The following is a 12640-nucleotide window of genomic DNA, read 5'->3' as shown; positions in this document are numbered from 1 at the left end:
AGACTATTTTTTTTGGTAGGAGTCTTACTGCCCGTTAATGCGAAATAAAAAGCGTATGAAATCCTCTGTTTGGATTTCATACGCTTTTTATTTCGCATTCGTTTGTATCATAATTAGACACATATCATCTGATTGCGCTTTCTTTTGTTCTTCCTTGTAAAACCCTTCTATCTCGCCTTCTAAATCTCCCCATTTTCTTTCTGTAAAAGTACGTAATTTCTCTTCAGACTCAAATTCATCATTTGCAATTGCTTCAAGAACACCATCTGTAAACAATAATATTTGAGCGTTCTTCTCAAAAGGTATAACTGTCTTTTTAACTTTTATTTCATCAAAAAATCCTACAGCACAACTCCCGCGATCTAGTTCAACTACATTTGTTTCATCAACTAAAACATATCCAGAAGGATGCCCTGCATTGACATATTCAACTGTTCTATCTTCTGTATTAACAACTAAGTATATCGCCGTAAAATAATAAGGAATATTATCATTTTCATTATGTAAAAGGGTCATATATTTATTTAATTCTTTAATAACGAGTTCTGGATCAATTAAACATTTAATTGTTTCACGTAATACAGACGAAATAAACATACAAACTAATGAAGCAGATACACCATGTCCCATCACATCTAATAATATAATACCGTAGCGATTTTCATCGATTTTATACCAATAATACATATCTCCAGCTAGTTTAAATGAAGGTAAGTAACTTGCTTCAATTTTTATATGATCTTCTCTTAATGGGCTACTTAATAAGTTTCTTTGTACTTGCGTAGCTAAATCTAGTTCATTCCGAAGATTTTCTTCTTGTTCTTTATGCCAATTTAATTCTGATTTCAAGCGTAACGCTACACGCATACGTGCTAATAATTCAACTTTATTTATAGGTTTCGTAATATAATCCATTGCCCCCATATCAAGAGCTTCGGCCAATTTATTTGCATCCTCTAAAGCTGTAACAAAAATAATAGGGATATCTTTAAACTTCTCCTCTTTTTGTAATCGCCTACAAACTTCAAGTCCATCAATTTCAGGCATCATAATATCTAATAGTATTAAATCAATTTCATTATGCCTGGAAGAATCTTTTCCAAACTGTATGTATTCGAAGAGCTCTTGTGCAGAATTGAGCGATACAAGATCATGATATCCGGCTTGTTTTAAAATCTTCTCAATTACAAATATGTTAACCGGATTATCATCAACAATTAAAATGGACACAAGTTATTTCCCCTTTTCTTATTTAAAATGTAAATCTATTATCATTTTCTATTTTTCTAGTATTACATACTCAGTTACAAAATGAAAATTTCTTACTCAAACATATTTATACAACAAAAGAACAAACCCCTAGAAATAGGAATTTGTTCTTTCACTCTATAAATGTCTACTTTTAATTTAACACCATTGCTTTATCATTTAAAAGACGATCTAATTCTTCCATATGATTAGTTTCATCTGCAATCATATCTTCTAGTTTTACAACTAACTCTGTCATATTTAATTTCGCTGCCTGTTCTTTTCTCGTTTCATAACGCTTAATTGTTTCATATTCTGATTGTCTAGCGGATTCTAACATTTCTCTAACATCTTCTACTTGTTTCACTGGTAAAGGGATCGTAGTAGGTGTACCACCTAGCGTCTTAATTTTCTCCGCTAAATATAGGGCATGTCCTTGTTCATCACTAATTTCAGATTCAAAGAAAGGTTTTAACACTTGTCTATATATACCAGAAACTGTAGCTGCATTATGGTTATACATAATAATTGCTGAGTATTCTCCTGCTAAATCTTCATTCAATCCTTCGATTAGTTCTTTCACATCGTGTGACATTTTCATATCTCCTCCTATACTTAATAAGTACCCCTTTTCTCATGTTTTAAACATAATTATTTTTAATTTTTATGTATCTAAAAATGCGGCTTGCTTCAATTTACTTATCGCTTGTCTTTTAATACGAGAAACGTGCATTTGTGAAATACCTAACCGTTCCCCTGTATCTTTTTGATTTAAATTTTCTCCAAATATATAATGAATAACACTCTTTTCCGTATCATTTAATACGTTAAAAATATCCTTTAAAACGAGACGCCTTTCTGTCTCTTCATATCCTTGCTCTACTTCACCTACAGATTCAATTCTCGCTACCGAACTACCATCAGATGCATTTTCAACTACATCATCTAAGGAAGATACTCGATAATTATTTTTCGCATCCATAATCTCTAGAACTTCCTCTTCCGATAGTCCTAAATGATTTGCGATTTCTATAATCTTCGGCGAACGTTGCAGGTGATCTGTTAACTCCTCTATCGCAAGTTTAATTTTCCCGCCCAAATCTTTAATTCGTCTTGGAACGTGAATGCCCCAAGTTTTATCGCGTAAATACTTCTTTATTTCCCCTACTATCGTAGGTATTGCAAAAGGCTCAAAAGCATTCCCTATCGAATAATCATACCTTCTTATTGCACCTAAGAGCCCTAACATACCTACTTGTATAATATCCTCATGCATCGGCCCGCCTTTTGAATAACGATATGCAATGGAATATACGAGATTTTTATAATGATCAACTAACCTTTCCTGCGCTTCATTACATTGGTTTTGTTGGAATTCTGCAATTAGCTTAATAACGTCTTCTTTAGTAAGAGTTGTAGGTTGAGATTGGATTTCCATCATTCTCCACCTGCTCTCTTTGTATATATTTTGTCATTAAAACTGTCATTCCCTCATCATGCATAATTTGTATATCATCCATTAACGTATTGATTAAATATAAACCTAAACCATTTTCCGGCAAATGTTCTACTGGTTTACTAATATCATACGGACCAACTTTCCTTTTTAAGCTATTAAAATCAAAGCTAACCCCATTATCCGCAACCATAATTTCTAATCGATCTTCATATAAGCCAAAGACAATTGTAATTTCTCCAACGTCTTCTTTGTATGCATGTTGTACAATGTTTGTACATGCTTCACTAATAGCAATTTTCATATCTTCTATATCGTCATAAGCAAAGCCCATTCGATTCGCAACACCAGCCATTGTTAAACGAATAATAGCCACATATTCTGCCTTTGCAGGAATTTTCATTTCTATCTTTTCAAATCTCTCCATCATCCCTAGTCACCTTCTTTCTACTTTTTCAAAATCGGAATTCAAATTTAATATTTCTGTTAACCCTGTAATATCGAATAATCTTTTTAATCTTTTAGATACACCGATAAACTCTAGTTTTCCATCATTTTTCTTAACTGCTTTTAATAGCGCTATAAAAACACCTAAACCAGTACTATCCATATAATCTACGTTATGAAAATCTACTACAATATGAACCTCTTTTTCGCTTGTAATAGGCATTACCTTATTTTTTAAATCTGATGCCGTATACGCATCAATCTCACCATTAAGTTGTACCGTATAACCTACATCATTTTGCAAAATATTTATTTCCAAATTCATCATTTCCGCCCCCTTATCTCAAACTTTTACTATTTAATTACCCATAAAAATTAGTTTTAAACATATTTTTTTATTTTCATTATAAATAAATTTTCTACACCTTTCTCGGCTTAACACTTAAAAAATACTACCGAATGTTTAAACCTTATAAATTTGTGTATGTATAATGTATAAACATTATTTTTAGGGGGATCTATCTATGGAAGAGCACAACTTTAAAAAGGGAGATTTTGTTCAATTTTCTTATCGACACGATCATGCTACAACGTTAGTTGGTTCCATTATTAACATACTAACAAATACAATTGTAGTTGATATAGGTAATAGCGAGGACTTATCTCATATAGAACCGAGGCAAGTCGTAAAAATAAATAATTGTGAAAAAGTAACGATGGTTTAATACATAATAGAAAGTGTAATTTTAATGAGTGGGGGTTCTTCATCCTCCACTCTTTCCTATGCAGATTACATAAAAAAACATCCAATTATTTTAATCGGATGCTTTTTTATGTATATTTATCAGTTCATTAACTTTATAGCTATATATAATAAACTTAAGATTACTATTTATTATCATACTTACGCTTTCCGCAGCATTCTAGAGAAGAATGTAACGATTAAAATAAAGACGATTGCACCTAATAACGCTGGAAGAACGAAAATGCCTCCCCATTCAGGACCCCAATGACCAAATAACGCACTACCTACCCAAGATCCAATTAAACCAGCAATTACATTACCAACTATACCTAAAGGAAAGTCTTTTCCTGTAATCATTCCAGCTAACGCACCAATAAGTCCACCTACAATACACGTAATAATAAGTCCCACAATTAAACCTCCTATATTGTTTTTATATTTGATTTATCAAGCTTTGGTATGTAACCAAAGCTTGATAAACATGTATCATTCTTTATTATCCAATCCATCACTTATCTTTTGTTTCACTTTTCCGACTTTTTCTTTTATAGTTCCCTTCGTCTTCTCCCACTTCCCTTCATTTTTCAACTCTCTATCTTCTGTAACTTCACCAATTCCTTCTTTTAATTGCCCTTTTTTCTTTTCAACTTTACCAGTAATTTGTTCTTTCAGCCCGCTCTCACTCATATTTCCCATCTCCTTTTCGTAATAGATTTATAGATGTAAAGGGTACAAAATTAAATAGAATACATGCATCTTCTTTCGTGTAACCATTCACCGACTCTTTCTAAATCCTTAACGAATAACAAGATTTTCCCTTCATCTAGCTTTTCTTCGTAGAAGTTTGCTTCTTCCTCATTAAGCCCTAACTCCTGCATCTTATTTCTTAACTGATCTCCCGTTTTTTGAAAGACGTTAATAATGCTTGTCCCAAGTCCTTCCTCTTTTATTCCAATCGTGTTCACGTCTGCATTATCTGCGATTCTATCTGTCCTCTCTTTCTCATGTGTTAACACGTAAATATCTTTTTGTTCTATTCCTTTCTTCACTAGATCATTTGCCGCATTCATGACCTCTTTCTCCGTAATAAATTCATATACAAAAGGTTTACTATACTTCGTTTCCATCTTTAACTTCCTCCTTTAAAATGAATTATTTGTTATATTATATGTAGTACACCTATTTTCGAAATGTTAAACATAAAATATGAAAAAAGTTATGTGAATTTTAATTTTAATAGAAAATGAACAACATCATTTACCACTTTAAAACATCTTCTCCTTACAATAACCACCTAAATTAACAGAAAATTATTATGTTTTAATTTGAGGAGGGATACTATGAAAAAAATCATATCTATATGCGCTCTAACCGCTCTATCTTTCACTTTAATAGATTGTACAAACACCTCGGCTACAGATAAAGCTTCACAAGTTAAGCAAGAACACACACAACATACCTTTCAATTAAACTCCGCAAACATTTCAGACATTGAAATACTAAAAACAACAAATCATACTACTTCCAAATCTCAAACAGATAACGAAGAAATGATAAAATCTATCGTTTCAGCAGTTCAAAATGGGACACCTAAAACAATCACTTTAGATCAAAAAAAGAGAGAATCTGCACATTCTACTATTACCGTTACATATAAAGATGAATCAAAAGAAGAATTTCTTGTATGGGTTGATAATAAGGAACAAATTACAATCGCTAAAAATGAGAAGAAAGATAAGGTAGAAGGTGTGATAGTGAATATTAAAGATGCTAAAATGATGAAGGATTTCTTTTAAAATTCTAGTTAACGTTAAAAAAAGAGTAGGATTATCCTACTCTTTTTTTAATCATGCTCAATAAATAGATTTTTATAAAAGCTATTTAAGGTCTAATTTTGCTAAATCATGTTGTAAAACATTATTTCCTTCTTGTGGGTTAAATACGATTGCACTAAGACCAAAAACATTCGTAACAACATCTCTATCTTTCGGACGAATGATTCTTACTTCATAAGCAAAAAGTGCTGGAGGAAGAGCTGCTGAACGAAAAGTAACATATCGATTAGGTGGCAATGTTTGCGTTGAAGGGTCTATTAATGGTAACAATACCGGAGAACCAGATGACCAATCAAACATTTCAACAGTTACTCTACGGGTATCGTCGGGATCAACATTCATAGCATCCACAGTAAGAAATAACGTAGCGGAATGTCTACGTAATATACCCGTTGATAAAGTTTCATTATGATGTTCACAGCATTTTTTTGGAGGGTGACCATAGCCATAACTCATACCAATCCCCCCCTTTCATTTACAATTAAGGACAAGTATTCCTTATAATATATAATGCTAGTATTCTTTTATTGAAAGGTATAAAAGCGGATTTCTATCTATATTTTTGGATATTTTGTTTTTTATTTATTCGCTTTTAAAGAATGATATAGACTCTCCTATTTTGCCTTTGAATTCCTTCTAAGAATAAAGTGCAACTTTATTCTGCCCTCATCAATCGAGGTCTTACTCCCCGGCAAATAGCGGGATAAATCTATTTTGAAAAGGACCTGCTCCATTCATTCGTAAAAGCATAAAGTAAATGGAATCCGTTAAAACACATGAGTGACCCCTTGGTTTTCCCTTCCTGTTAAAAGGAGGAACTGTTATGGGCTTTGGTGGTAGTTGTGGTGGCTGTGGCTTCGCTGGAGGATTTGCTTTGTTAGTTGTATTGTTTATTTTATTAATCATCGTTGGAGCTGCTTGCTTCTGCTAAAAAACTATCGGAAAAGACACTTTTATATGAGTGTCTTTTCTTCATAAAAAATACGCAATGTGCAGTTTAAGTGTAAGATGTAGTATTACATCCCTCTCCAAAATGAACTTCGATACTATAAATTTCGTTTAGGTGCAATCTTAAAATTTTAGTTTAATAGCAATATGGTGAAACTCTATTCCATATAATATTGCTATTGCAGAAAAGTAAAACAAACTGGACAACCTAGATTTCAAACTGTAAGATTAGATGTTGGTGAAATTGGGCAGCAAAGCATATATAGAAAATAGGTGTTAATTTTGAAAATCAATAAAAAATTCGAACCAATAATTTTTAATATCTTTATGATTTTAGGTATATCTAGTATTATCTCTTTCGTCATGGTTTCAATGAATGTTGGATATACAGCTTTATTTCTCAAATCATGGATGAAAACATGGGGAATTGCTTTCGTACTTGCATTTTTAGCTTCTAAATTATTACCCTTTGTAGTTAAAAAGATAATGAAAATCTTCACTTTTATTGAGAATGATGCTTAAGAATAAAGTGATGTACTACTCCGGTTCATTCCAATTAAAAGAGTTTATTATCACAAATACTTAACCTAGTAAAATGTTTCAAATCGAAGGAAGGCATCTTACAGGTTGTCTTTTCTTTATAAGTAAAAAAAGCCCACCTATTTCCGTAGGCGGGCTTTATCTTTATTACACAATACGAAAGTATACTCTCTTTTTCTCTGAAATTTTATGTAATTTTACATATTCATGAACATACATGTCTTGATGGACTTTATCTATATACTCATGGCAGTAATCCATTGAAAATGTATCTTCTTGAAAGCAAAACTCTCTTTTAGAAAAAAAAGACACCCTAAAGTTCATTCCTCCGACTTGAACCTCTTTAATTTTAATAATATGTATTGGACTCTTATCTAAAAAATAATCTAATGTATTCCAATAAGAGAAAGATAATGATAAAATAAAAGTGCAACAAGATGTTGCTTAGTTTTTAAATTTTATGGGAATAACACAAAAGCTAGGTTTGGTCGCCAAGTTTTTTCATTCCTATCGGTCATGAAATACCCCGGTTGGTCGCTGGGGTATTTCTTTTTTTATTAACGTATATATAGGTCTATTATGGACAAAATAAAATATAATCTTAGTAGAAGATAGAACACTGACATCTTTGCCGCTTCTAAATCACTTTGGTCTTGTGCAAAGAAAGTATGGTCAGTACTTTCAGCTCAGTGTTCGATCTACTTTAGTTTTTGAGTTGAGTGTTGCTAATCATAGCAGCACTTTTTTACATTCCAATTTGTTCTTTGATGAATTGAATTATATGTTTTACAAACTGGCTTTGCGTGAAGAAGTAATGAATATTTCTCAGTACTGTCGTCCACGATGCTAGATTACTTACGAAAGACTGGGATTCTGTCTTTTTGGTCGCCTTTTTTTTACGTTTTTTCATTCCTGTCCCTCCCTTCATAAGGGAAGGGCAAAGATGGCACATTTTATATTTTAAAGAGTTATATAGAAGAGGACAAGCTATTCATTAGCAAAATAAAGAAAAGACACCCTAAGGTGCCTTCCTCCGACTTGAACCACTTTAATTTTAATAATATGTATTAGACTCCTATCCAACTATTATTTTACTATGTTAAGTTATTTTTGTTTATTGAGAAATACAATAATTTATTTATGTTGGTCGTCTGTATGGTCCATGCAGCGATTAACAAGAGGACAATAGCAGTGATGACACCTAAAAGTCATTGCTTGAGCCGATGGCTAGAAACATAAGCATTACTGTGTATTTATGAAATCTCATTATAAGCAACCTCCTAGTGGAACTACACATTGGTAGAAAAATATATATACTTCTACTTGATAAGTTCTTATTTTAATCATATATAAAAGGAAATGAAACCAGCTATAACAATCAATGGAAGGATTACTGCGAGTTTATTTTTTAGAGGGACACGCTTGTCTGGGACGCCGGGGATGGATAACAAAAGCTAGTAAAACAATTACTCCAATAATACCTAAAAGTGTATGAATGATGATCATCCTCCTAAGTAATATTATTATTAAAATTATATCACATTCAAATGTTTATAAAGTAAATATTTTACAATATAACCCAGATGTTGCATTTTTAAATTCAAAAAAGCCCCTCAAAGTATCAGCTTTAAGAGACCCCATCCTATCATCTTCTCTCTTCATACAATCGATTTGCTTTATACGAGCAAACGAAAAACATACATGTCGCAACGGGGATAAATGTCAAAAAAAGTCCTCTCATTAATGCAAATGGCGTTTCAAATAACAATGACCATAGAAATGATACACCTTGCTTATCCCATAATCCTGGCGTCAAGTATAGTTCTTTCGGATTTACAAAGGCTCCTAAATTCATTGTATTACTATACATAAATAAAAATAATATCGGCAAATAACAGATCGCTAATTCTAAAAATGTTTTAGATAGACGCTTATACTTCCCTGCCCGTGACATTGGATCTGAAAAAATGTCATCTTCACTTTCTTCATCTACCTTTTTAAAATATTGCGTACCTGACCACCGATTACCAGCTATATGCTCCCAGCCACTATCTTCAAATAATGTGCAGTAATTAATAAAATCACTTTTTCTACTAAATACTCTATGGTCTATTTTAATCGTCGCATCTTCTGGTTCTGTATATCTAAATGTATAACCAAATGTATTGCTTTCTAGTTGATAGCCTTTCCAAGCCATCTCTTCTAACCATTTTTCCTCTTTCTCAAAATCTAAAAAGAATTTCAATCTCCACATCATCGTTTCCCCCTAACTATACGTGTAATAAACTTTTTGTAACCGCAATAATGTGCTGCATTCTCATAAAGTCTAAGTGTAATACCTCTTTCCCTCGTTCCGTAATGACATACACTTTTCTTCGTTTATCTTCACTTTTTACTGATTCTATTAATCCTTGTTTTAATAAATTTTCAACCGCGCCATACAGTGTACCCGCTGCGATTTTCACTTGATGATTACTCAGTTCCTCCACCTTTTGCATAATTAAATATCCATGAGCTGGCTCTAACAAAGCTAAAAGAACGTAATACGTTGTTTCCGTTAATGGTAAATTTTTATCTCTATTCATAAAGACCTCCAATGTAACCATAAGTATATAGCTAAACTGTATAGTTCAACTGAATAGTTTCATTTTATACAGTCAGACTGTATATGTCAAATGTAGGAATAACTTTATAACCCAAAACAAAAACGCTACCTTTTTAAAAGATAGCGTTTTTGTTTTATCCTTGCTTATTCTTCGCCTTCATTTGCTCTTCATAAACAAACTTCGCGGTCATAAAGTCGTTAGAAAAATCTTTCAATGCATTCTTCATTACATTTAATTCTTCTTGTGATTTAATTTCAATACTGTTTAAGAAATCAAATGCTTTTGATTGTTCCTCCGCAACAAAATTTTGTGTCATATAGTCATCTTGGAAGTCTTGCTTCGCCTTTTCTTTTACTTTATTCATTGCATCTGTTTTGTTTATGCTTTTCATAGGGTTTTCGAATGCTCCAGTAGGTTGTTCCGGTTTTGGCTCTTCTTTCTTTTCCGGCTGTTGCGCTGGTGCTGGTTGTTGTGGTTCTTGCTTTGGTTGTTCTTGTTGAACCGGCTGCTGCGCTACTTGTTGCTCTTTTTTCGCTAACTCATCTTTTAACTTCTTCACTTGCTCATCAAGAGATTTTTTTTCAGTTTCTAACACACTCATATCACTTTTCAACTTTTGCGTCTCTTCAAAATGTTCATCTACTAATTTATTATATTCTTTCTCAGAGTACATTTTTTCACTGGTTGATGTCGTTTTCTCTTTCGTAACAACTACATTAATAATTATAAATAAGGCTACAATTCCTATTAACGCAGCGAAAATCTTCTTTTTATTCATGATTAATCCTCCAAAATGTAAAATTTCAAAAATTATCATAACAGACCAATTCGTTTTCACCTGTCATATTTTGTCGAATCAATATAATAAAAAAAAGCATCTAAAACAGATGCTTTTTTCTCATTCTTAATACGTAAACGTAATTGTCACTAAAGAATACCCTTCTTTCGCATTGTAAGGCTCCGCTTTATAAGAAACTCGATTTGCCCCTTGCGGATAATCGATTTCGCCAATTGCCTTTTTCACATCTTGCAGTGCACCATTCATTGATTGCTTGTACAGCACTTCAATTTTCTCTGGTTTCGCACTATAGCGCTGCTGCATTTTATTTTTTAATTCAGTATAGTTGTTTACGATATATTCATTTCCTAAATAGTTTAACTTTGTATCTTTTAATATTTGCTGATATGCAGGCGTTTTCGTACTACCTGCCGCAATTTTGTTTGTCAGTGTACTATAATAATTTGTTGTAGCTTGCGGATAGTCTCCGCGGTTCCACTCATGATTTCTTGCGATTTGTTCATCTGATAAATTGAAATACGAATACGTTACGCGGCCCTGTTCATCTGGAACCGGATCATCGAATGTTGTATCCAGGTGATACCATTTGTTTTCGATTTTCACTAAATTCCAAGCATGAGGTTGTCCGTCCCCAGTTCCTGTCACGAAATGATTTTCAATTCCTGCTTCTTTTAATAATTGATAAGTTAATAGTGCGTAACCTTGGCAAACCGCAGAACGATTTACTAGTGCTTCATATGCTGTGTAAGCTTTATAAGACGTATCATAAGAAACATGTTTTACTACGTAATCATGAATCGCCTTCACTTTTTCGTGATCATCCATTCCAACTTGAGTAATAGAAGAAACGATTGCTTTCGCTTGTTTCATGACATATTCCGTCTGTTCTTTCGTTTCACGATATGTAATCTTAAGTGTAAATGTATAATTTCCAGGTGATCCAGAAAGTCCATATGAAACATTCGATCTATTATTATTTGTATACTCATTTTTACTTGCAACTTCTTTATATGCGTTAAAAAGTGTATTCATCACTTCGTTTGTATTATTGTTTTTCGTTTTATATGGAAGTGTAATATTTGTCTCGTATGTATTAATACGCTTTTGTACTTCCTCTTTAAAAGCTGTTAATAATGCCGCATCTCCTGTGTCTTTCACATCAGCATTTTTATACTTCAAAGTTTTATATAAAAACTGCGCATACTGTTCACGTGTTACTGTGCCATACGGTTCAAAATTCCCGTTCCCTGTGCCATCTGCGATTCCATTTGACTGCACCGCACTAATTGCGTTTTCTGCCCAAAATGGATTTGGAACATCCTTAAAGGTATGTTTTTGTTTTGCCGCAAGATGGAAAGCATTTGTAAGAATTTGTGCCATTTCCGCACGACTCACAGAAGCTTTCGGTCTAAATTGACCATTTTCATCACCTTTAAAAACTCCTAAATTCGTTAAAGTTAATACCTCTTCTGGGAACATTGTAGAACTTTGATTAATATCACCGTAAGGATTTTTAAACGTAGACCCATCCTTTAATACGTAACGAGTTCCATCATTACTAAACGAACCGCCTTGTTTATTCGGTACTAACACTCGATAAATTAAAGCCGCAACTTGCTCCCTTGTCGCAACATCTCCAAAACCAAATATCCCATTTCCATAACCGGAAATAATATTTTTACTCGCTAAATCTTTAATCGCAGGATATGACCAATGTGATGTCGGCACATCAGAAAAAACACCCACTTCAGCAGCTTTTACATCGCTACCATTTGTATATAACAACGCACCACCAATAAGTGATAATGATGTAATTGATTTTAATAGTTTTGTATACATAATGTCTTCTCCCAATACATTCTCTATTTTTGTTGGTTTATGTCGAAAAATCTAAAAATATGACAAAATATATTATACAATTAAAAGTTTTTGATGGATATATTGAATTTTAAAATATGCAAAAATTCATATTGTTATAAGGATTCATAGTAATATTATGTTATTTTACTTGCGAAT

General features: G+C 32.7%; 18 protein-coding genes. 4 read left to right on the top strand and 14 right to left on the bottom strand.

What is annotated here, in order from left to right:
• Positions 1-87 precede the first annotated feature (87 nt).
• The 5 genes from BM089_RS00595 to rsbV all read right to left on the bottom strand — a co-directional run bounded on the left by BM089_RS00595 (position 88) and on the right by rsbV (position 3479).
• Positions 88-1230: a fused response regulator/phosphatase gene (locus BM089_RS00595; RefSeq protein WP_029442048.1), complete on the bottom strand. Its 1143-nt coding sequence runs from the start codon at positions 1228-1230 to the stop codon at positions 88-90.
• Between the two features lie 172 nt (positions 1231-1402).
• Positions 1403-1843 carry a ferritin-like domain-containing protein gene (locus BM089_RS00590; protein ID WP_000017755.1) on the bottom strand — a complete coding sequence of 147 codons (441 nt, stop codon included), beginning with the start codon at positions 1841-1843 and terminating at the stop codon, positions 1403-1405.
• Between the two features lie 69 nt (positions 1844-1912).
• Positions 1913-2689 (bottom strand): RNA polymerase sigma factor SigB, encoded by a 777-nt coding sequence (sigB, locus tag BM089_RS00585; RefSeq protein ID WP_002153364.1) that lies wholly within the window; start codon positions 2687-2689, stop codon positions 1913-1915.
• Complete coding sequence (rsbW, locus tag BM089_RS00580) at positions 2652-3134, bottom strand: anti-sigma B factor RsbW (protein WP_000970583.1); 483 nt, start codon at positions 3132-3134, stop codon at positions 2652-2654. The genes sigB and rsbW overlap by 38 nt, the downstream gene beginning before the upstream one ends.
• A gap of 6 nt (positions 3135-3140) precedes the next feature.
• A complete protein-coding gene (gene rsbV / locus BM089_RS00575; protein WP_002106052.1) occupies positions 3141-3479 on the bottom strand; it encodes an anti sigma b factor antagonist RsbV in 339 nt (112 codons plus the stop codon).
• Positions 3480-3675: 196 nt separating this feature from the next.
• On the opposite strand from rsbV, the gene BM089_RS00570 reads away from it, so the two are divergent.
• On the top strand, positions 3676-3876 hold the full coding sequence (locus BM089_RS00570; protein WP_000391014.1) for a hypothetical protein: 201 nt from the start codon (positions 3676-3678) through the stop codon (positions 3874-3876).
• A 179-nt stretch (positions 3877-4055) separates the two neighbouring features.
• On the opposite strand, the gene BM089_RS00565 is transcribed toward BM089_RS00570, so the two are convergent.
• The 3 genes from BM089_RS00565 to BM089_RS00555 form a co-directional block, all read right to left on the bottom strand.
• Entirely contained in the window at positions 4056-4307 is a 252-nt protein-coding gene (locus BM089_RS00565) for a GlsB/YeaQ/YmgE family stress response membrane protein (RefSeq protein ID WP_000522903.1), read from the bottom strand.
• A 75-nt stretch (positions 4308-4382) separates the two neighbouring features.
• Entirely contained in the window at positions 4383-4583 is a 201-nt protein-coding gene (locus BM089_RS00560) for a CsbD family protein (protein ID WP_053565102.1), read from the bottom strand.
• Between the two features lie 50 nt (positions 4584-4633).
• Entirely contained in the window at positions 4634-5023 is a 390-nt protein-coding gene (locus BM089_RS00555; protein ID WP_016125605.1) for a YflT domain-containing protein, read from the bottom strand.
• A 213-nt stretch (positions 5024-5236) separates the two neighbouring features.
• Here BM089_RS00555 and BM089_RS00550 point away from each other — a divergent pair, with 213 nt between their 5' ends.
• A complete protein-coding gene (locus BM089_RS00550; RefSeq protein ID WP_090975708.1) occupies positions 5237-5692 on the top strand; it encodes a hypothetical protein in 456 nt (151 codons plus the stop codon).
• Positions 5693-5773: 81 nt separating this feature from the next.
• On the opposite strand, the gene BM089_RS00545 is transcribed toward BM089_RS00550, so the two are convergent.
• The gene (locus BM089_RS00545) at positions 5774-6187 is read right to left on the bottom strand and encodes a hypothetical protein (RefSeq protein WP_000120208.1); all 414 of its coding nucleotides are present in this window, start codon (positions 6185-6187) and stop codon (positions 5774-5776) included.
• A gap of 367 nt (positions 6188-6554) precedes the next feature.
• On the opposite strand from BM089_RS00545, the gene BM089_RS00540 reads away from it, so the two are divergent.
• Positions 6555-6662, top strand: a complete 108-nt coding sequence (locus tag BM089_RS00540) for a YjcZ family sporulation protein (RefSeq protein WP_000505670.1) — start codon at positions 6555-6557, stop codon at positions 6660-6662.
• Between the two features lie 299 nt (positions 6663-6961).
• A complete protein-coding gene (locus tag BM089_RS00535; RefSeq protein WP_090975706.1) occupies positions 6962-7201 on the top strand; it encodes a DUF2798 domain-containing protein in 240 nt (79 codons plus the stop codon).
• Between the two features lie 763 nt (positions 7202-7964).
• Here BM089_RS00535 and BM089_RS30890 read toward each other — a convergent pair.
• The 5 genes from BM089_RS30890 to BM089_RS00515 all read right to left on the bottom strand — a co-directional run bounded on the left by BM089_RS30890 (position 7965) and on the right by BM089_RS00515 (position 12463).
• Entirely contained in the window at positions 7965-8129 is a 165-nt protein-coding gene (locus BM089_RS30890; RefSeq protein ID WP_000746319.1) for a hypothetical protein, read from the bottom strand.
• Between the two features lie 735 nt (positions 8130-8864).
• On the bottom strand, positions 8865-9476 hold the full coding sequence (locus tag BM089_RS00530) for a DUF2812 domain-containing protein (protein ID WP_003269697.1): 612 nt from the start codon (positions 9474-9476) through the stop codon (positions 8865-8867).
• A gap of 13 nt (positions 9477-9489) precedes the next feature.
• Complete coding sequence (locus BM089_RS00525; protein WP_001078063.1) at positions 9490-9804, bottom strand: PadR family transcriptional regulator; 315 nt, start codon at positions 9802-9804, stop codon at positions 9490-9492.
• 154 nt (positions 9805-9958) lie between these two features.
• A complete protein-coding gene (locus BM089_RS00520) occupies positions 9959-10603 on the bottom strand; it encodes a hypothetical protein (RefSeq protein WP_063675046.1) in 645 nt (214 codons plus the stop codon).
• A 126-nt stretch (positions 10604-10729) separates the two neighbouring features.
• Complete coding sequence (locus tag BM089_RS00515; protein WP_016513686.1) at positions 10730-12463, bottom strand: S-layer homology domain-containing protein; 1734 nt, start codon at positions 12461-12463, stop codon at positions 10730-10732.
• Positions 12464-12640: the final 177 nt, after the last annotated feature.

The sequence above is a fragment of the Bacillus sp. 5mfcol3.1 genome, from assembly GCF_900114335.1.
Lineage (GTDB): Bacteria > Bacillota > Bacilli > Bacillales > Bacillaceae_G > Bacillus_A > Bacillus_A thuringiensis_S.
The sequence above is the reverse complement of the archived record's forward strand: the minus strand, read 5'-3'. Positions and strand labels throughout refer to the sequence as shown.